The 17,397-nt window shown below is 65.4% G+C and carries 22 protein-coding genes; 17 read left to right on the forward strand and 5 right to left on the reverse strand.

The features are described 5' to 3' along the window. Positions 1-5 precede the first annotated feature (5 nt). Positions 6-191 carry a hypothetical protein gene (locus FCE95_RS10565; protein WP_137266979.1) on the reverse strand — a complete coding sequence of 62 codons (186 nt, stop codon included), beginning with the start codon at positions 189-191 and terminating at the stop codon, positions 6-8. 144 nt (positions 192-335) lie between these two features. Here FCE95_RS10565 and FCE95_RS10570 point away from each other — a divergent pair, with 144 nt between their 5' ends. Beyond that, complete coding sequence (locus tag FCE95_RS10570; RefSeq protein ID WP_137266980.1) at positions 336-782, forward strand: DUF1801 domain-containing protein; 447 nt, start codon at positions 336-338, stop codon at positions 780-782. 65 nt (positions 783-847) lie between these two features. Here the strand turns inward: FCE95_RS10570 and FCE95_RS10575 are convergent, their stop codons facing one another. Next, on the reverse strand, positions 848-1,474 hold the full coding sequence (locus tag FCE95_RS10575) for an OmpW/AlkL family protein (protein ID WP_137266981.1): 627 nt from the start codon (positions 1,472-1,474) through the stop codon (positions 848-850). 190 nt (positions 1,475-1,664) lie between these two features. Here FCE95_RS10575 and FCE95_RS10580 point away from each other — a divergent pair, with 190 nt between their 5' ends. Together FCE95_RS10580 and FCE95_RS10585 are read left to right on the forward strand one after the other, a co-directional pair. Further along, positions 1,665-2,126, forward strand: a complete 462-nt coding sequence (locus FCE95_RS10580; RefSeq protein ID WP_137266982.1) for a DMT family transporter — start codon at positions 1,665-1,667, stop codon at positions 2,124-2,126. After that, positions 2,123-2,638 (forward strand): DNA-deoxyinosine glycosylase, encoded by a 516-nt coding sequence (locus FCE95_RS10585; protein ID WP_137266983.1) that lies wholly within the window; start codon positions 2,123-2,125, stop codon positions 2,636-2,638. The genes FCE95_RS10580 and FCE95_RS10585 overlap by 4 nt, the downstream gene beginning before the upstream one ends. On the opposite strand, the gene FCE95_RS10590 is transcribed toward FCE95_RS10585, so the two are convergent. Then, positions 2,578-2,802 (reverse strand): hypothetical protein, encoded by a 225-nt coding sequence (locus FCE95_RS10590; protein WP_137266984.1) that lies wholly within the window; start codon positions 2,800-2,802, stop codon positions 2,578-2,580. The genes FCE95_RS10585 and FCE95_RS10590 overlap by 61 nt on opposite strands. A 179-nt stretch (positions 2,803-2,981) precedes the next feature. Here FCE95_RS10590 and FCE95_RS10595 point away from each other — a divergent pair, with 179 nt between their 5' ends. From FCE95_RS10595 to lpdA, 4 genes are all read left to right on the forward strand, one after another. Further along, positions 2,982-3,737, forward strand: coding sequence for a DUF2884 family protein (locus FCE95_RS10595; RefSeq protein WP_137266985.1), 756 nt, complete (start codon positions 2,982-2,984; stop codon positions 3,735-3,737). Positions 3,738-3,903: 166 nt separating this feature from the next. Then, positions 3,904-5,289, forward strand: coding sequence for a dihydrolipoyllysine-residue acetyltransferase (locus tag FCE95_RS10600; RefSeq protein WP_137266986.1), 1,386 nt, complete (start codon positions 3,904-3,906; stop codon positions 5,287-5,289). Then, positions 5,286-5,756, forward strand: a complete 471-nt coding sequence (locus FCE95_RS10605; protein ID WP_137266987.1) for a YybH family protein — start codon at positions 5,286-5,288, stop codon at positions 5,754-5,756. The genes FCE95_RS10600 and FCE95_RS10605 overlap by 4 nt, the downstream gene beginning before the upstream one ends. Before the next feature lie 10 nt (positions 5,757-5,766). After that, entirely contained in the window at positions 5,767-7,557 is a 1,791-nt protein-coding gene (lpdA, locus tag FCE95_RS10610) for a dihydrolipoyl dehydrogenase (protein WP_137266988.1), read from the forward strand. Positions 7,558-7,695: 138 nt separating this feature from the next. Here the strand turns inward: lpdA and FCE95_RS10615 are convergent, their stop codons facing one another. Next, on the reverse strand, positions 7,696-8,508 hold the full coding sequence (locus FCE95_RS10615) for a hypothetical protein (RefSeq protein WP_137266989.1): 813 nt from the start codon (positions 8,506-8,508) through the stop codon (positions 7,696-7,698). A gap of 390 nt (positions 8,509-8,898) precedes the next feature. Between FCE95_RS10615 and FCE95_RS10620 the strand changes: the two genes are divergently transcribed. The 10 genes from FCE95_RS10620 (at position 8,899) to FCE95_RS10665 (ending at position 16,811) form a co-directional block, all read left to right on the forward strand. After that, positions 8,899-9,285 (forward strand): ATP synthase subunit I, encoded by a 387-nt coding sequence (locus FCE95_RS10620; RefSeq protein ID WP_137266990.1) that lies wholly within the window; start codon positions 8,899-8,901, stop codon positions 9,283-9,285. Positions 9,286-9,297: 12 nt separating this feature from the next. Further along, positions 9,298-10,179 (forward strand): F0F1 ATP synthase subunit A, encoded by an 882-nt coding sequence (gene atpB, locus FCE95_RS10625; protein ID WP_223266857.1) that lies wholly within the window; start codon positions 9,298-9,300, stop codon positions 10,177-10,179. 82 nt (positions 10,180-10,261) lie between these two features. Continuing rightward, complete coding sequence (gene atpE, locus FCE95_RS10630) at positions 10,262-10,537, forward strand: F0F1 ATP synthase subunit C (RefSeq protein WP_137266991.1); 276 nt, start codon at positions 10,262-10,264, stop codon at positions 10,535-10,537. Positions 10,538-10,597: 60 nt separating this feature from the next. Then, positions 10,598-11,068: a F0F1 ATP synthase subunit B gene (locus FCE95_RS10635; protein WP_137266992.1), complete on the forward strand. Its 471-nt coding sequence runs from the start codon at positions 10,598-10,600 to the stop codon at positions 11,066-11,068. A 1-nt stretch (position 11,069) separates the two neighbouring features. After that, a complete protein-coding gene (locus FCE95_RS10640; protein WP_137266993.1) occupies positions 11,070-11,597 on the forward strand; it encodes a F0F1 ATP synthase subunit delta in 528 nt (175 codons plus the stop codon). A 75-nt stretch (positions 11,598-11,672) separates the two neighbouring features. Next, positions 11,673-13,223, forward strand: a complete 1,551-nt coding sequence (atpA, locus tag FCE95_RS10645; protein ID WP_137266994.1) for a F0F1 ATP synthase subunit alpha — start codon at positions 11,673-11,675, stop codon at positions 13,221-13,223. Positions 13,224-13,305: 82 nt separating this feature from the next. Continuing rightward, a complete protein-coding gene (gene atpG / locus FCE95_RS10650) occupies positions 13,306-14,169 on the forward strand; it encodes a F0F1 ATP synthase subunit gamma (protein WP_137266995.1) in 864 nt (287 codons plus the stop codon). Between the two features lie 114 nt (positions 14,170-14,283). Then, positions 14,284-14,655, forward strand: a complete 372-nt coding sequence (locus FCE95_RS10655; RefSeq protein ID WP_223266858.1) for a DUF5339 family protein — start codon at positions 14,284-14,286, stop codon at positions 14,653-14,655. Positions 14,656-14,828: 173 nt separating this feature from the next. Next, positions 14,829-16,262 (forward strand): F0F1 ATP synthase subunit beta, encoded by a 1,434-nt coding sequence (gene atpD / locus FCE95_RS10660; RefSeq protein ID WP_137266996.1) that lies wholly within the window; start codon positions 14,829-14,831, stop codon positions 16,260-16,262. A gap of 123 nt (positions 16,263-16,385) precedes the next feature. Further along, positions 16,386-16,811: a F0F1 ATP synthase subunit epsilon gene (locus FCE95_RS10665; RefSeq protein ID WP_137266997.1), complete on the forward strand. Its 426-nt coding sequence runs from the start codon at positions 16,386-16,388 to the stop codon at positions 16,809-16,811. A gap of 157 nt (positions 16,812-16,968) precedes the next feature. On the opposite strand, the gene FCE95_RS10670 is transcribed toward FCE95_RS10665, so the two are convergent. Continuing rightward, a complete protein-coding gene (locus FCE95_RS10670) occupies positions 16,969-17,352 on the reverse strand; it encodes a GtrA family protein (RefSeq protein ID WP_137266998.1) in 384 nt (127 codons plus the stop codon). Between the last annotated feature and the right edge of the window lie 45 nt (positions 17,353-17,397).

Genomic DNA, 17,397 nt, shown 5'->3' on the forward strand with positions numbered 1-17,397 from the left:
AACGGTCAGTGGCCGCCGGGCGTGCCGTTGCCCGCCGAGGAACCGCCGAGGATTTCCTTCCAGCTCACTTCCTGGCCCTTGCGATGGCCTTTTTCGGTCAATTTGAGTCCGGTCGGATCGATCGTCAGGGTGTAGGCCTTGTCGTCGATCTCGATTTCGCGCCTCAGCGATTTTTCCAGTTTGGTGGCCATCGGCTGTTCTCCTCGATTGAAAATGCCCTGCCACTGTTCGGATTCGGCATTCAGATGGCGTGAAGACGAGCCCCGTTGCGCCGCGCCATGACGGCTTAACCTGGCCCGGGTAGGCTCGGCGCACCGCCTGAACGCAGACCGCCGATGCCGCGCAGCGACGCCGTTTCCGTAACCGATTACCTGGCCTCGCTGCCGCCAGAACGGCGCGCCGTGGTGGCCAAGGTGCGCGATCTGGTCAATGCGAACCTGCCGGCCGGATACGCCGAGACGATGGCCTTCGGCATGATCGGCTGGGGCGTCCCGTTGTCGCGCTATCCGGACACCTACAACCGGCAGCCGCTGGGCTACGTCGCGCTCGCGGCGCAGAAGAACGGCTATTCGCTGTACCTGATGGGCGTGTACGCGATCGCCGAACAGGAGCGCCGATTGCGCACGGCCGCCGCAGCCGCCGGCAAGAAACTGGACATGGGCAAGAGCTGCCTGCGCTTCAAGAAGCCGGAGGATCTGCCGTTGGAAGCGATCGGCGAATTGATCGCCGACGTCGGCGTGGACGACTACATCGCCGTGTACGAAGCCAGCCGCAAACGGTAGCCCGCAAACGAAGACGGGCCCCGAGGGGCCCGTCGTTTTTCGCTATCGTGGCGGGAAACCGCGGATCAGAACCGCGCACCGATGCCGACGCCGACCACCCACGGATCCAGCTTGGCTTCGCCGATCTTGGCGCCGCCGGCCTTGAGGTCCGAATCCCCCTTCATGTAGCGGGCGTCGGCGCGGGTGAACCAGCGTTCGTTGATGTTGAAGTCGGCGCCGGCGGTGGCGATCGCACCCTTCGGCGTGGTCATGCCGACGTGCTGGCCGCCGATCTTTTCGTCGCTGACGTTCGACTCGTAATAGCCCAAGCCGACGTACGGACGGATCGCCTGGCCGGGCTGGCCGAAGTGGTACTGGCCGCTCACCGCGACCGGTTGCTGCTTGATCGTGCCGACGTTGGCGCCGTTCGACCGCACGCGCTGCTCGGACTTGTCGGCCGCGCCCCACAACTCGACCGCGAAATTGTCGGTGGCGTACCAGGTGCCGCTCAAAGTCGGCATGCCGCCGCCGTCGAAACCGTTCTTGCCCGGCGTATTTTCGAACGCATCGGACTTCGGCTTCATGTGCGCATAACCGCCGACGACGGCGAAGCGCTTGCTGGCGGCATCGGAAGACGCGTCCTGGGCGAAGGCCGCGGGCGCGATGGCCAACGAAGCGGCGAGAGCGAGGCTCAGGGAGCGGAAGGACAACATAAGGAATCTCCTCGTTATGGTCGTATGCCCGGGGAGAGGGCGCACGTAGGCTAACGAGATCTTTATGAACTCCCTTTGTGCGCACCATGAATATTCCGGTTAGATTCATGGAACTTTTTCGTAACGTTCATCTACGCCGCTTCGAGCGCGCATAACGCGCATCGCCGCGAATATCGGAGATATTTTTCGCATGAAAGCATTCAGTTTGTTGATGGCCGCGGCGGTGGGCGCGTTGCTGCCTCTGCAGGCGCTGATCAACGCCCGCTTAGGCCAATCCACGCACGGGCCCTTGTTCGCGTCGATGGCTTCGTTTTGCGTCGGCAGCATTGCGTTGCTGTGCTGCTGGTTCGCGCTGAGGCCCGCCGCGATCGATATCGCCACGCTGTCGCGCATGGAATGGTGGGGATGGACCGGCGGCTTGATCGGCGCGCTGTTCGTGCTGGCCGCCACGGTGCTGGTGCCGCGCTTGGGCGCGGCGGGGCTGATCTGCGCGGTGGTGTTCGGACAGATGCTCGGCTCGTTGCTGCTCGATCATTTCGGCGTGCTGCATGCGCGCCAGCCGATCGATCCGATGCGCGTGTTCGGCGCGGTTCTGGTCGCCGTCGGCGCATTGCTGGTGGTTCGTCCGTGGCAAGCGGGGCCGCCGGGATGACTCTGCAAGGCTTGCCGCCGGCGGTGCGGAAAGACGCCCGCGTGCTGGTGCTGGGTTCGATGCCGGGCGAGGCTTCGCTGCGGCTAGGCCAGTATTACGGCCATCCGCGCAATCGGTTTTGGCCGCTGATGGCGGCGCTGTACGGCATCGACGCGAGCGCGCCCTATCCGCAACGGATCGCGGCGCTCAACGAAGCCGGTGTCGGGCTTTGGGACGTGATCGGACAATGCGTTCGCGCCGGCAGCCTGGACAGCGCGATCGAACGCGGCAGCGAGATCGCCAATCCGATCGCCGTTTTATGCGCGCAGCTGCCCGAGTTGCGCGCGATCGGATTGAACGGCGGCAAGGCCGCGCAAGCGTTCGCACGCTATGCGGCGCCGGAGATGGATGCGGCGCTCGAACGCCGGTTGGCGATCGTCGGATTGCCGTCGACCAGCCCGGCCAACGCGTCCTACGCGCTGCCGCAGTTGCAGTCGGCCTGGGCGCCGCTGGCCGCCCGCAGGTCGGCGTAGGCCTGCCGCGGCGAACGATCTGCGTCGATGGCGGCGCGGCAAGGCTGGATGCGTGCCGCGGCCGGGTCGTGCAGGGCGTAGCCGCCGGCCAAGCCGCTGGTCAGCAGGGCGAGCGCGAGGACCGCGCGTTGGAAAATGTGGTGCAAGCGTTGCATGGTGGTCACCTTGAAGCTGTTTTTTCGGTTGCTCGGACCCCTGTACGTAGGGATGCGCCGGGAGCGGCCGGCGTTGCGTCGGCGCCGATTCACGTGACGAAGGTCATAACCCCGACCGGCAGGGGACGGAAGCCGGCGGATTTGGCAAGCTGGCTTCCACAGGGAAAACCGTCACGGGGAAATAGATCATGCGTTCGGTTTCGATGGGATTGTCGTTGCTGCTGCTGGCCGGAGCCGCTCAGGCCGCCGAGGTCCATGTCGAGTGCAACGTGCGGAGCGATTACGACTTCGCCCTGTCCGACAAAAGCGTCATCTTCACCCGCGAAACCGCCTCGCCGAAGGCGATCGTGATGCGCCAGGGCCGGCTGTTCGTCGACGACCGCTGGGTGAGCCTCAGCGCGGCCGACAGCAAGCGCGTGGCCGAATACGAGCGCGAAGCGCGCGCGACGATGCCGCTGGCGCGCCAAGTGGGCCTGGACGCGGCCGACATCGCCTTCACCACGCTCGGCGAAGTCGCCGCCGGATTCGGCGGCGATCCCTCGCGCACCCGCGCCAAGCTGGACAAGGCCCGCGCGGAACTCAACAAGGAATTGTCGCGTTCGGTCAGCGCCAACCACTACAACAGCGAAGCGCTGGGCGAGAGCATCGGCGACGCGGTCAAGGAAGTGATGCCGTCGCTGATCGGCGACATCGTCACCGGCGCGGTCAGCGCGGCCTTCTCCGGCGACGAAAAGCGGATGAAGCAGCTCGAGGACATGGACAAGGACATCGAAGCGCGGATCCAGCCTCGCGCCGACGCGCTCGAGGTCCGTGCGCGCGCCTTGTGCACGAAGATGGAAAACTTGGACCGTATCGACAACGAACTCGAATACCGCTTGCCGAGCGGCAAGCCGCTGGATCTGCTCGAGATCAAGCCGCCGGAGAAGCATCGCAAGGCCGATTGAGGCGGCCGGGGCCTCATTTCCTGTGGAAGCGGCTTCAGCCGCGAGCTTTCCCGCAAATTGCAGCCGGGCGAAAAAGCTCGCGGCTGAAGCCGCTCCCACAGGCCGTGGTTGGCGCTTAACGCCGCAACCGCCACAATAGCCCTCTCACTGCAAGGCGGAGGGCCGCATGGCCGAGTTGAAGGAAGCGCGTGTCCCGGACATCGGCGGCTACGACGACGTGCCCGTCATCGAAGTGCTGGTCGCGGTCGGCGACTCCGTCGCCAAGGATCAGGGCCTGGTCACGCTGGAATCGGACAAGGCGACGATGGAAGTGCCCTCGTCCTTCGCCGGGGTGGTCAAGGAGCTCAAGGTCAAGATCGGCGACAAGTTGTCGGAAGGCAGCGTCGTGGCGCTGATCGAAGCCAGCGGCGGCGCGGCCGAGGTCAAGGCCGAAGCGAAGAAGCCCGAGCCGGCGGTGACCATCGCCAGCGAAGATCCCAAGGTCGAGCCCGTCGCGCCGGCCGCGCAACCGGACAAGCTGACCCAAGCCGCGATCGCTTCCAGCCCGTCGGTGCAGGCCACCGAAACCGCGCCGATGGGCGCCGGCCTGCCGCCGGTGCGTTTCGACGCGGATGCGCTGCTGCCCGGCAAAGTGCCCTACGCCAGCCCCGCGGTGCGCCTGTTCGCGCGCGAGCTCGGCGTCGATCTGCTGCAGCTCAGCGGCTCGGCGCGCGGCGGCCGCATCACCAAGGAAGACGTGCAGAACTTCGTCAAGCACGCGCTGCAGTCCGGCGGCGCGCCGGCCGCGGCGGTCGGCGGCGCAAGCGGCGGCGGTTTGAACCTGTTGCCGTGGCCGAAGGTGGATTTCGCCAAGTTCGGCGAAATCGAAACCAAGCCGCTGTCCAAGATCAAGAAGATTTCCGGCGCCAACCTGGCGCGCAACTGGGCGATGATCCCGCACGTCACCCAGCACGACGACGCCGACATCACCGATCTCGAAGCGCTGCGCGTGCAGTTGAACAAAGAGAACGAGAAGGCGGGGATCAAGCTCACCATGCTCGCCTTCATCATGAAGGCCAGCGTCGCCGCGCTGCAGAAGTACCCCGACTTCAACTCGTCGCTGGACGCCGCCGGCGAAAACCTCACGCTGAAGAAGTATTGGCACATCGGCTTCGCCGCCGACACGCCGAACGGCCTGGTGGTGCCGGTGGTGCGCGACGTCGACAAGAAGGGCGTGATCGACATCGCCCACGAAACCTCGGAACTGGCCAAGAAAGCGCGCGACGGCAAGCTCGGTCCGGCCGAGATGAGCGGCGGCTGCTTCTCGATCAGTTCGCTCGGCGGCATCGGCGGCACCGCGTTCACGCCGATCGTCAACGCGCCGGAAGTGGCGATCCTGGGCGTGTCCAAATCGGCGACGAAGCCGGTTTGGGACGGCAAGCAGTTCGCGCCGCGGCTGATCCTGCCGCTGTCGCTGAGCTACGACCATCGCGTGATCGACGGCGCGGCCGCGGCGCGCTTCACCGCCTACTTGGCGCAACTGCTCGGCGACATGCGTCGCGTGCTGCTGTGAAAACGCTGCGCATCGCGCTGGCCTGCCTGCTGCTGGCGGCCTCCGGCGCGGCCGCGGCGATCAAGCCTCCGCCGGGCTCGTCTTTGCGCAGCGCGGTCGATCGCCATCTCGCCGCGATCGAAGCCCGCGATCTCGATGCGCTGCTGGAGACGGTGACCCGCCTGCCGATCATGACCACGATCCTGCCGGACGGCCGGGTGCTGAAGACGCGCGAGGAGTACCGCAAGCTGCACGTCGCCTGGTTCGCCGAACGCGATTGGCGCATGCGCTTCCAGGTGCAGGACGTGATGCAGTACGGCGATGTCGGCATCGCCCGGGTCAAGTACGACTCGCAAGTCCGCGACAAGGCCGGCCGTTATCGCAGCAAGCGCATGGCGCTGCTGTCGTTGACCTTCCGGCGCGAGGACGGCGCTTGGCGTCTGGTGTACGACCAGAACACGGTCATCCCGCCTACCGAAAAGAAATAGGAGCTGTTCGATGGCGAATACGGTGGAAATCAAGGTACCCGACATCGGCGGTTACGACGACGTGCCGGTGATCGAAGTGCTGGTCAAGGTCGGCGACACGGTCGCCAAGGACCAGGGCTTGGTGACGCTGGAGTCGGACAAGGCGACGATGGAAGTGCCGTCGTCGGCCGCGGGCACGATCAAAGAATTGAAGGTGAAGGTCGGCGACAAGCTTTCGGAAGGATCGGTCGTGGCGATCCTCGAGAGCGAAGGCGCGGCGGCCAGCGCGCCCGCTCCGGCGAAGGCGAGCGAACCCGCGAGCGCCGCGGCATCGCCACCGCCGGTCGCGCCGTCGCCAGCGAAGCCGGCCGAGCCCGCGCCGCAGGCGGTCGCCGCCAGCGGCAAGAAAGCCGACATCGAATGCCAGATCGTAGTGCTCGGTGCCGGCGTCGGCGGCTACACCGCCGCGTTCCGCGCCGCCGATCTGGGCATGGACACGGTGCTGATCGAACGCTACGCCAGCCTCGGCGGCGTTTGCCTCAACGTCGGTTGCATTCCGTCCAAGGCCTTGTTGCACGCGGCGGCGGTGATCGAAGAAGCCGCGCACGCTACGGATTACGGCGTCGACTTCGGCAAGCCGAAGATCGATATCGACAAGCTGCGCGCCTACAAGGAAAAGGTCGTCGGCCAGCTGACCAAGGGCCTGGCCGGCATGTCCAAGCAGCGCAAAGTGCGGATCGTCACCGGCATGGCGAAATTCGTGTCGTCGAACGAGATGGAAGTGGTCGTCGACGGCAAGCCGCAACTGCTGCGTTTCCAGCAATGCGTGATCGCCGCCGGCTCGCAGCCGCTGAAGCTGCCCGGTTTCCCTTGGGACGATCCGCGGGTGATGGACTCCACCGACGCGCTGGAGCTCAAGGAAACGCCGAAAACGTTGTTGGTGGTGGGCGGCGGCATCATCGGCCTGGAAATGGCGACGGTGTATCGCGCGCTGGGCAGCCAAGTCACCGTGGTCGAACTCGCCGACCAGCTGATGCCGGGCGCGGATGCGGATCTGGTCAAGCCGCTCGCCGACCGGCTGAAGAAGCAGGGCGTCGCGATCCATCTGAAGACCAAGGTGGTCGAGGCCAAAGCGCAGAAGGACGGCATCGCCTGCACGTTCGAGGGCGCCAGCGAACCGGCCGACAAGCTCTACGACCGCGTGCTGGTCGCGGTGGGACGCGCGCCGAACGGCAAGAAGATCGACGCCGACAAGGCCGGCGTGCGCGTCGGCGACCGCGGCTTCATCGACGTCGACCGGCAGATGCGCACCAACGTGCCGCACGTCTTCGCCATCGGCGACATCATCGGCCAGCCGATGCTCGCGCACAAAGCCGCGCACGAGGGCAAGCTCGCCGCGGAAGTGGCTGCGGGCGAGAAGCGCGAATGGGTGGCGCGGGTGATCCCGTCGGTGGCCTTCACCGATCCGGAAATCGCCTGGGTCGGCGTCACCGAGACCGAAGCGAAAGCCAAGGGCCTGCATTACGGCGTCGGCAAATTCCCGTGGGCGGCCAGCGGACGCGCGATCGGCATCGGCCGCACCGAAGGCTTCACCAAGCTCATCTTCGACGAAGCCACGCATCGCGTCATCGGCGCAGGCATCGTCGGCGTGCACGCGGGCGATCTGATTTCCGAATTGGCGTTGGCGATCGAAATGGGCTGCGAAGCCGCCGACATCGGCCACACCATCCATCCGCATCCCACGCTCGGCGAATCGGTGGGCATGGCGGCGGAGGTGTACGAAGGCACCATCACCGACCTGTATATCCCCAAGCGCAAATAACACCGGCGCCTTTGTTTTGTAGAGCGGAGCTTGCTCCGCTGCTTTTCGGCCCGTAGCGATGAAGGGCAAGAGCAGCGGAGCAAGCTCCGCTCTACAAAGACCGAAGCCAGGCGGTCGGGCGAGCCCAGCTCTACAAAATCAGAACGCGAACGTCACGCCGACGATCGGGCCCTTGAAGCGCTGGTCCAGGCCCAATACGCCGTTGTTGCCGCGATCGCTGCGCTCGACGTCGATCTTGAACCAGTCGTAGCCCACGTACGCGCCGAAGTTCTTGGTGAAGCGGTATTCGGCGATGGCGTTGGCGCGGCTGATGTCGCCTTCGTAGTCGTCGAAGTTGCCCCAGTCGGCGTTCAAGTACTGGCCTTGCACGACGAAGCGCCACTTCTCGCTCGGCGTAGCCGTATAGCGCAAGCCGACCACCGGCGCGTAACCGTCGTCGCTGGCGCGGTCCTCGTAGCTGAAAGGACCGGATTGCGCGTACAGCTTGGCTTCCAGCTTGGCGTATTCGACGCCGATCTGCAGGCCCAGGCTGCTGGTGGGCGTTTCCACGACGGCGTAGTCGTACATGGCGCTGGCCAGTTCGAACTGCGCCTCGGTCTTGGCGAAGCTGCCGCGCGGGATGGTGATGTTCTCGAACGAGAAATCGTCGTTCAACGTGGCGCGGCGGTCTTTGTCGTAATTGAAGTAGTTGAACAGCAGACGGTGGCGATCGCCGAACTTGAACATGCCTTCCACGCGCGGCACGAGTTCGTCGCCGCCGAAATCGAAGTCTTCCTCGAAACCTAAGGGCTGGCCCTGGAAGACGGTGCGGCCGCTGAGCGTGCTGTCCGCTTTTGCGTTCATGGCGCCCAGGCGCAGGACGAAGCGGTCGTCGTCGGCGCGCGCGGGCAGGGCGAGACTGGCGCCGGCGAGCGCCAGGGCGAGGGCGAGTACGGTTTTTTGGGGGATCACGGCCTTGCTCCGGTAGCGAAATAAAAAAGCGGTACTTCGTGTACCGCCCGGTGCAATTAATCGCCGATCCGGGGTGGAGCGAGCGTGAAAGCGTTTCCAGATGATTTGAGCGGGCCCTGGAAAGGCGAAGCCCCGGTCGGGACCGGGGCTTCAAGGGGCCTGCCGCGAGGATCGACGAGGGTTGGCGGGCAGGCCTCGTAAAGACTGACCGGCGCTTTCGGAAAAGGTTCCGTGCCCGGACCGCATCGGTCGGCGCGGCTGAAAAATTCACCGGAAACGCCCGCGCGGGACTTTTCGCGGTTGCCGCTGAAAACGCCCGACTGCTATAATTTTGCGGCTCCGCGGGGCGGTTATTGAGCCCCATCTCCGCAAGCTGAACAGGGCCGAGCGTTGCACGACCCCATTGCTGCTGGACGTCGTTCTGCGCTGCGCGCGGCGGCGGTCCAGGCCGTAGTCGCCCTGCTGGTCGCGCTGCTTTTCCTGGCGCAAGGGCCGCAGGCGGCGCTGGCGGCGGGGATCGGCGGCGGCGCGTTGGCCTTGGGCAACGCGCTGGCGGCGGGAGTGTCGCTTGGGGGGATCGTGCAGGCAAGGGTCGCGTTCGCGCGGCTGCTGCTGGGCGCGCTGCTCAAATGGACGATCGCGATCGTCGTGCTGGTGATCGCGTTGGGAGTCTGGCGCCTGCCGCCGCTTCCGATGGTAGTGGGGCTGGCCGCGGCGACGCTGGCCTACCTGTTGGCTTTGAATGTGCGGCAAACCGTCAAACGTACGCAAACGTAAGGGCTGATAAGCGTGATCGTCGAAAACACCGCACATGCGCCGGAATCCGGCGGCGGCGCCACCGGGTACATCACCCACCACCTTCACCATCTGCAGTGGCAGATCGGCGAAGGCAAGTTCATGACGATCAATCTGGACAGCGTGTTCTTCACGCTGGTCCTGTCGGCCATCTTCCTGTTCTTCTTCCTGCGCACCGCGCGCAAGGCCACGGCCGGCGTGCCGGGCAAATTCCAGGCCTTCGTGGAAATGGTCGTCGGCTTCGTCGACAGCATGGTCCGCGAGACCTTCCACGGCCGCAGCAAGCTGATCGCGCCGCTGGCGCTGACCATCTTCTGCCTGGTGTTCATGATGAACTTCCTGGACATGATCCCGGTGGATTGGGTGCCGGGCCTGTGGACCAAGGGTCACGAGCTGGCCGGCCACGATCCGCACCACGCCTACCTGCGCATCGTGCCCACCGCCGACCTCAACACCACGCTCGGCCTGTCGCTGATGGTGTTCCTGCTGATCCAGATCTTCGGCATCAGCCATAAGGGCGTGGGCACTTTCGTCAAGGAAGCCTTCACCGCGCCGTTCCACGCGCACGGCTTCATGAAGATCGTGCTGGCGCCGGTCAACCTGCTGCTGCGCATCATCGAAGAACTGGTCCGGCCGCTGTCGCTGAGCCTGCGACTGTTCGGCAACATGTACGCCGGCGAGCTGATCTTCATCCTGATCGCGCTGATGACGCTGAACGCCGCGTTCTCCAGCTGGATGACCTACGCGATGCTGCCGATCCAGTTCGTCGCCGGATTCGTCTGGACCGCGTTCCACATCCTGGTGATCACGCTGCAGGCCTTCATCTTCATGATGCTGACCATCGTGTACCTGAGCATGGCGGCCGAAAGCCACTAAGCCGAAGCAAGACCAGAATTTCCACGCAGTTTCGCTTTATCCCATCCACCACGTTCCAACCGCTTCACGCACGGAGTAAACCATGGAAAACGCAGCCCTCATCGCCGAAGTGATGAAGTTCACCGTCATCGCCGCCGGCCTCCTGATCGGCCTGGGCGCCCTCGGCACCGCCATCGGCTTCGCCATCCTCGGCGGCAAGTTCCTGGAGGGCTCGGCCCGCCAGCCGGAGCTGACCCCGATGCTGCAGACGAAGATGTTCATCGTCGCCGGCCTGCTGGACGCCGTGCCGATCATCGGCGTCGCCATCGCGCTGCTGCTGCTGTTCGCCAACCCGTTCCTGTCGCAGCTCGCGGGCTGATCCAGGCGTAACGGTTAGGCAATCGCCGGCGGCATCGGCTGCCGGCGCCAGGAGCAAGCAATGGATATCAACCTGACATTCGTCGTCCAGGGCCTCGCGTTCTTCGCGGTGGCTTGGCTGGTGATGAAATTCGGCTGGCCGCACATCATCGCGGCCATCGAGGAGCGTCAGCGGAAGATCGCTGAAGGCCTCGCCGCGGCCGACAACAGCCAGAAGGCCCTCGCCCAGGCGCAGGACCAGGTCAACGAAGAGCTCAAAGCCGCCCGCGTCAAGGCCAACGAGATCATCGAACAGGCCCACCAGCGCGCCAATCAGATCGTCGACGCCGCCAAGGCCGAAGCGATCGCCGAAGGCGCGCGCCAGAAGGCTTTGGCCGAAAGCGAAATCGCCGCGGCCTCGAACCGTGCCCGCGAAGATCTGCGCAAGCAGGTGTCCGTGCTGGCCGTGACCGGCGCGGAGAAGCTGCTCAAGCGCGAAATCGACGCCAACGCCCACAAGGCGCTGCTCGACGAGCTGGCGGCAGAGATCTGACATGAGCCAAGCACTGACCCTCGCCCGTCCGTACGCGCGCGCCGCTTTTGCGATCGCGCGCGACGCCGGCAAGTTCGCCCAGTGGTCCGACGCGCTCGGCTTCGCGGCGCGGCTTTCGGCCGATCCGCAGATCGCGTCCCTGCTCGGCAATCCGAAACTGACCGACGACGATGCGGTGGTTTTGCTGTCGCCGAACGACGCCGATCAGCCCGTCCGCGACTTCCTCGCCCTATTGGCCGACAACCGCCGCCTCGCTTTGCTGCCGGAGATCGCCGGTTTGTACGAAGAAGCGCGCGCTGAAGCCGAACGCATCGTCAAGGCGAAGGTGACCTCCGCCGCGGCGCTGCCGGCCGGCGAACTGGATGCGATCAAGGTCGCGTTGAAGAAGCGTTTCGGCCGCGAGGTCGAGCTGGAGACGGCGATCGACGAGTCGCTGATCGGCGGCGCGGTGATCGACGCGGGCGATGTGGTCATCGACGGTTCGCTGCGCGGCAAGTTGTCGCGGCTGCAGACCGCGTTGGCAAATTGATTTGAATTCGTAGGGTGGGCCTCGGCACACCGAACGCGATGGCGGATTGAACCCGCCCTACATTGGGAAAAGAAGATGGCAACCACGACGCTCAACCCGTCCGAAATCAGCGAACTGATCAAGACCCGCATCGAGAAGGTCAAGCTCAGCGCCGAAGCCCGCAACGAAGGCACGGTCACCTCGGTGTCCGACGGCATCGTGCGCATCTACGGCCTGGCCGACGTGATGCAGGGCGAAATGATCGAACTGCCGAACGACACCTTCGCCCTGGCGCTGAACCTGGAGCGCGATTCGGTCGGCGCCGTGGTGCTGGGCGATTACGAACACCTGCGCGAAGGCGACGTCGCCAAGACCACGGGCCGCATCCTGGAAGTGCCGACCGGCCCCGAATTGCTCGGCCGCGTGGTCAACGCGCTGGGCGAGCCGATCGACGGCAAGGGCCCGATCGGCGCCAAGCAGACCGCGCCGGTGGAGAAGGTGGCCCCGGGCGTGATCGCGCGCAAATCGGTGTCGCAGCCGGTGCAGACCGGCTACAAGGCGATCGACTCGATGATCCCGATCGGCCGCGGCCAGCGCGAGCTGATCATCGGCGACCGCCAGACCGGCAAGACCGCGGTGGCGATCGACGCGATCATCAACCAGAAGGGCACCGGCGTTAAGTGCATCTACGTCGCGATCGGCCAGAAGAACAGCTCGATCGCCAACGTCGTGCGCAAGCTGGAAGAGCACGGCGCGATGGGCCACACCATCATCGTCGCCGCCGCCGCCGCCGAATCGGCCGCGATGCAGTACATCGCCCCGTACTCCGGTTGCACCATGGGCGAATACTTCCGCGACCGCGGCGAAGACGCGCTGATCATCTACGACGACCTGTCCAAGCAGGCCGTGGCCTACCGCCAGATCTCGTTGCTGCTGCGCCGCCCGCCGGGCCGCGAAGCGTATCCGGGCGACGTGTTCTACCTGCACAGCCGCCTGCTCGAGCGCGCCGCGCGCGTCAACGAGGAGTACGTCGAGAAGTTCACCGACGGCCAAGTGAAGGGCAAGACCGGTTCGCTGACCGCGCTGCCGATCATCGAAACCCAGGCCGGCGACGTGTCCGCGTTCGTGCCGACCAACGTGATCTCGATCACCGACGGCCAGATCTTCCTGGAAACCGACCTGTTCAACGCCGGCATCCGCCCGGCCGTGAACGCCGGCATCTCTGTGTCGCGCGTCGGCGGCGCGGCCCAGACCAAGATCATCAAGAAGCTGTCGGGCGGCATCCGCATCGCGCTCGCCCAGTACCGCGAGCTGGCTGCGTTCGCGCAGTTCGCTTCCGACCTGGACGAAGCCACCCGCAAGCAGCTCGAGCGCGGCCAACGCGTGACCGAGCTGATGAAGCAGAAGCAGTACGCGCCGATGTCGGTGGCCGAGCAGTCGCTGTCGATCTACGCCGTGGACAAGGGTTACATGGACGACGTGCCGGTGATCAAGATCGGCGCCTTCGAAGAAGCGCTGCACGCCCATTTCGCGAACACCTCCGGCGAGCTGATCAAGAAGATCAACCAGACCGGCGACTGGAACGACGAGATCGAGGCCGGCTTCAAGAAGGGCATCGAGGACTTCAAGGCGACCGGTAGCTGGTAATCCGTAGGGTGGGCCTCGGCCCACCATCGCGGGAAAACGGTGGGCCGAGGCCCACCCTACGAAAACGTAGAGCGAGCGAGAGATGGCAGGCGGCAGAGAAATCAAAACCAAGATCAAGAGCGTGCAGAACACCCGCAAGGTGACCCGCGCGCTGGAAATGGTCTCGGCCTCCAAGATCCGCAAGGCGCAGGAGCGGATGAAGGCTTCGCGCCCGTACGCGCGCGCGATGAAGCAAGTCATCGGCCACCTGGCGCAGGCGAACTCCGAGTTCCAGCATCCTTACCTGGTCGAGCGCAAGGAGATCAAGCGCGTCGGCTACATCATCGTCTCCTCCGACCGCGGCTTGGCCGGCGGCCTCAACAACAACCTGTTCCGCCGCCTGCTGGGCGAGATCCGCAAGTGGAACGATCAGGGCGTCGAGGTCGACGTGGTCACCATCGGCCAGAAGGCCTCGGTGTTCTTCCGCCGGATCAAGGTCAACATGCTCGCCACCGTCACCCACCTCGGCGATCGGCCGCACGTGGAGCAGCTGGTCGGCGTGATCAAGGTGATGCTGGACGCGTACAGCAGCGGCAAGGTCGACAAGGTCTTCCTGAGCTACAACGACTTCGTCAACACCATGACCCAGCGCGCCGCGTTCGATCAGCTGCTGCCGCTGCCCGCCGCGGACACGCAGATCGCGCACCACGACTGGGACTACATCTACGAGCCGGACGCGCAGACCGTGCTGGAGCACGTGCTGACCCGCTACGTCGAGTCGCTGGTGTACCAGGCCGTGATGGAGAACGTGGCTTCCGAGCACGCCGCGCGCATGGTCGCGATGAAGGCCGCTTCGGACAACGCGACCAAGCTGATCGGTACGCTGAATCTGGTTTACAACAAGGCGCGCCAGGCCGCGATCACCCAGGAAATCTCGGAGATCGTCGGCGGCGCCGCTGCGGTTTGATGTCTGCTGGAGCCGTCGCCGCGCACGACGGGTCCGTGGGTCGAAGTAGGAAGCTTCACTGCGCACGCCAACGCACCACGAACCTCCCGACAGCCAGATAAAGGAAAAACGGTAATGATGAACAAGCTCGTGATCGCCCTCGCCCTGTGCGCCGCCCTGGCCGCGTGCAAGAAGGAAGAAGCCCCGGCCGCCGACGCCGCCGCCGCTCCGGCCGCCGACGCCGCTGCCGCTCCGGCCGACGCCGCTGCCGTCGCCGCCGCTCCGGCCGCTTCGGGCCTGCCGCAGGAATGCGAGGACTATCTGAACCGCGCCAAGGCCTGCTTCGCCAAGTCCGGCGGCAACGCCGCGGCCGCTGCGTTCCAGCAGGGCATCGACCAGTCCAAGGCGCAGTGGGAAGCGATGGCCGACAAGAGCGGCCTGGCTCCCGCCTGCAAGCAGGCCAACGACCAGTTCGCCCAGGTCGTCGCCGCGCTGAAGTGCGAGTAAGGGATGCAACCGCCGCCGCCCGCTTCGCCGCGGGCGGCGGATTTTCCCGGATGTTCGGGAAAGCCGCAGAGGTTTTCCCGAACACCCGAACGCAACACGATCGTCCTTGATCAAGAGCCCGGCATCCACGGCCGGACTTTCCAAATTCAGACTGAACTTAAGCGAGTAAGCGTATGAACACCGCCACTACCCACGGCAAGATCGTCCAGATCATCGGCGCGGTCGTCGACGTCGAATTCCCGCGCGAGAGCGTGCCGAAGGTGTACGACGCGCTGAAGGTGCAGAACACCGCGATCACGCTGGAAGTGCAGCAGCAGCTGGGCGACGGCGTCGTGCGCGCCATCGCGCTCGGCTCCACCGACGGCCTGAAGCGCAACCTGATCGCCGTGAACACCGGCAAGGCCGTGTCCGTGCCGGTCGGCGCCGGCACGCTGGGCCGCATCATGAACGTGCTCGGCGAGCCGATCGACGAAGTCGGTCCGATCGACGCCAAGGAGCATTGGGAAATCCACCGCAGCGCGCCGACCTACGAGGAACAGGCCGCGACCAGCGACTTGCTGGAAACCGGCATCAAGGTGATCGACCTGATGTGCCCGTTCGCCAAGGGCGGCAAGGTCGGCCTGTTCGGCGGCGCCGGCGTGGGCAAGACCGTGAACATGCTGGAGCTGATCAACAACATCGCGACCCAGCACTCGGGCTTGTCGGTGTTCGCCGGCGTGGGCGAGCGTACCCGCGAGGGCAACGACTTCTACCACGAGATGATCGAAGCCAAGGTCGTGCGTCCGGACAACTTCCCGGAATCGAAGGTGGCGATGGTGTACGGCCAGATGAACGAGCCGCCGGGCAACCGCCTGCGCGTCGCGCTGACCGGCCTGACCATGGCCGAATACTTCCGCGACGAGAAGGACGAACACGGCAAGGGCCGCGACGTGCTGTTCTTCGTCGACAACATCTACCGCTACACCCTGGCCGGCACCGAAGTGTCGGCGCTGCTGGGCCGCATGCCGTCGGCGGTGGGCTACCAGCCGACGCTGGCCGAGGAAATGGGCGTGCTGCAGGAGCGCATCACTTCGACCAAGACCGGTTCGATCACCTCGATCCAGGCCGTGTACGTACCCGCGGACGACCTGACCGACCCGTCGCCGGCCACCACCTTCGCGCACTTGGACGCGACCGTCGTGTTGAGCCGCAACATCGCCGCGCTGGGCATCTATCCGGCGGTGGACCCGCTGGACTCGACCAGCCGCCAGCTCGACCCGAACGTGATCGGCAACGAACACTACGACACCGCCCGCCGCGTGCAGGCCACGCTGCAGAAGTACAAGGAACTGAAGGACATCATCGCGATCCTGGGCATGGACGAGCTGTCGGAAGAGGACAAGCAGGCCGTGTCGCGCGCGCGCAAGATCGAGCGCTTCTTCAGCCAGCCGTTCCACGTCGCCGAAGTGTTCACCGGCTCGCCGGGCAAGTACGTGTCGCTGAAGGACACCATCCGCGGCTTCAAGATGATCGTCGACGGCGAATGCGACCACATCCCCGAGCAGGCCTTCTACATGGTCGGCGGCATCGAGGAAGCGCTCGAGAAGGCCAAGAAGATCACCGGCTGATGCATTGAAATTCCCTCTCCCGCTTGCGGGAGAGGGTTAGGGTGAGGGTTCGGCTTTCATCGCGCCCCCGCCCTCACCCCGCCCTCTCCCGCAAGCGGGAGAAGGAGAGAAGGAAGAAGGTTTATGGCAAGCACCATCCGTTGCGACATCGTCAGCGCCGAGCAGGAAATCTTCCACGGCGAAGCCGAAATGGTCGTCGTCACCGGCGAAATGGGCGAGCTCGGCATCGCGCCGCGGCACGCGCCGCTGATCACCCGGCTGAAGCCGGGCAAGGTCGTGGTGACGCAACCGGGCGGCGAAACGCTGGATTTCGCCATCTCCGGCGGCATCCTCGAGGTGCAGCCGCAGGTCGTCACCATTCTGGCCGACACCGCGGTGCGCGCGCAGGACATCGACGAAGCTTCGGTCCGCGCCGCGAAGGAAGAAGCCGAGCGCATCCTCGCCAACCGCGGCGAGGCGATGGAAGTGGCCGAAGCGCAGGCCAAGCTGGCCGAAGTCACCGCGCAGCTGCAGGCGCTCGAGCGTCTGCGCAAGAACCTCAAGCACTGATCCGGTCTTCATTCGGATACGAAAACGCCGGCCCGATGCCGGCGTTTTTCTTTTTGGCTTTTTGTAGGAGCGGCTTTAGCCGCGAGCTCTTTCCTGCATGTCGCTGCGATCCGAAGGTAAAGCTCGCGGCTAAAGCCGCTCCTACAAGGGCGAGGCGTCAGCGCTTGTAGACCCAATGCCGCGACAGCAGGAATCCGATCACGCCCAGCGCCAATTCCACGCCGGGCTTGGCCAGCCACGCCCATTTCAAGCCCAGATAATCGTCGATGGCGCCCATCGACCAAGTGCTGACCGCGGTGGTGCACAGCCACATCATCACGAAACGCTGCAGTTGAGTGCGGCCGACCGCGGTGTCGTCGCCGGCGAAGGTGAGCTTGCCGTTGAGCCAATAGCCGAGCAGCGCGCCGCTGATGCGGCCGGCGATGTTGGCCGGCTCCACCCGCATCCCGAAATGGCTCAGCGCGACCATCACGCCCCAGTCCACCAGCCACTGGATGCCGCCGATCAGCAAATAGTGCCGCCCCTGCCGGCCCAAACTCATCGGCGGCGGCCCTCGGCCGCGTGGCGGGAGGAAGGAATCGGCGGT

Origin of the sequence: Luteimonas gilva (assembly GCF_005239095.1) — a bacterium.
GTDB classification, from domain to species: Bacteria; Pseudomonadota; Gammaproteobacteria; order Xanthomonadales; family Xanthomonadaceae; genus Luteimonas_C; species Luteimonas_C gilva.

Coding starts and splice junctions, on each gene's coding strand:
- FCE95_RS10565 (WP_137266979.1), bottom strand. CDS start 191: ATGGCCACCAAACTGGAAAAATCGCTGAGGCGCGAAATCGAGATCGAC.
- FCE95_RS10570 (WP_137266980.1), top strand. CDS start 336: ATGCCGCGCAGCGACGCCGTTTCCGTAACCGATTACCTGGCCTCGCTG.
- FCE95_RS10575 (WP_137266981.1), bottom strand. CDS start 1,474: ATGTTGTCCTTCCGCTCCCTGAGCCTCGCTCTCGCCGCTTCGTTGGCC.
- FCE95_RS10580 (WP_137266982.1), top strand. CDS start 1,665: ATGAAAGCATTCAGTTTGTTGATGGCCGCGGCGGTGGGCGCGTTGCTG.
- FCE95_RS10585 (WP_137266983.1), top strand. CDS start 2,123: ATGACTCTGCAAGGCTTGCCGCCGGCGGTGCGGAAAGACGCCCGCGTG.
- FCE95_RS10595 (WP_137266985.1), top strand. CDS start 2,982: ATGCGTTCGGTTTCGATGGGATTGTCGTTGCTGCTGCTGGCCGGAGCC.
- FCE95_RS10600 (WP_137266986.1), top strand. CDS start 3,904: ATGGCCGAGTTGAAGGAAGCGCGTGTCCCGGACATCGGCGGCTACGAC.
- lpdA (WP_137266988.1), top strand. CDS start 5,767: ATGGCGAATACGGTGGAAATCAAGGTACCCGACATCGGCGGTTACGAC.
- atpE (WP_137266991.1), top strand. CDS start 10,262: ATGGAAAACGCAGCCCTCATCGCCGAAGTGATGAAGTTCACCGTCATC.
- FCE95_RS10635 (WP_137266992.1), top strand. CDS start 10,598: ATGGATATCAACCTGACATTCGTCGTCCAGGGCCTCGCGTTCTTCGCG.
- FCE95_RS10640 (WP_137266993.1), top strand. CDS start 11,070: ATGAGCCAAGCACTGACCCTCGCCCGTCCGTACGCGCGCGCCGCTTTT.
- atpA (WP_137266994.1), top strand. CDS start 11,673: ATGGCAACCACGACGCTCAACCCGTCCGAAATCAGCGAACTGATCAAG.
- atpG (WP_137266995.1), top strand. CDS start 13,306: ATGGCAGGCGGCAGAGAAATCAAAACCAAGATCAAGAGCGTGCAGAAC.
- FCE95_RS10655 (WP_223266858.1), top strand. CDS start 14,284: ATGATGAACAAGCTCGTGATCGCCCTCGCCCTGTGCGCCGCCCTGGCC.
- atpD (WP_137266996.1), top strand. CDS start 14,829: ATGAACACCGCCACTACCCACGGCAAGATCGTCCAGATCATCGGCGCG.
- FCE95_RS10665 (WP_137266997.1), top strand. CDS start 16,386: ATGGCAAGCACCATCCGTTGCGACATCGTCAGCGCCGAGCAGGAAATC.
- FCE95_RS10670 (WP_137266998.1), bottom strand. CDS start 17,352: ATGAGTTTGGGCCGGCAGGGGCGGCACTATTTGCTGATCGGCGGCATC.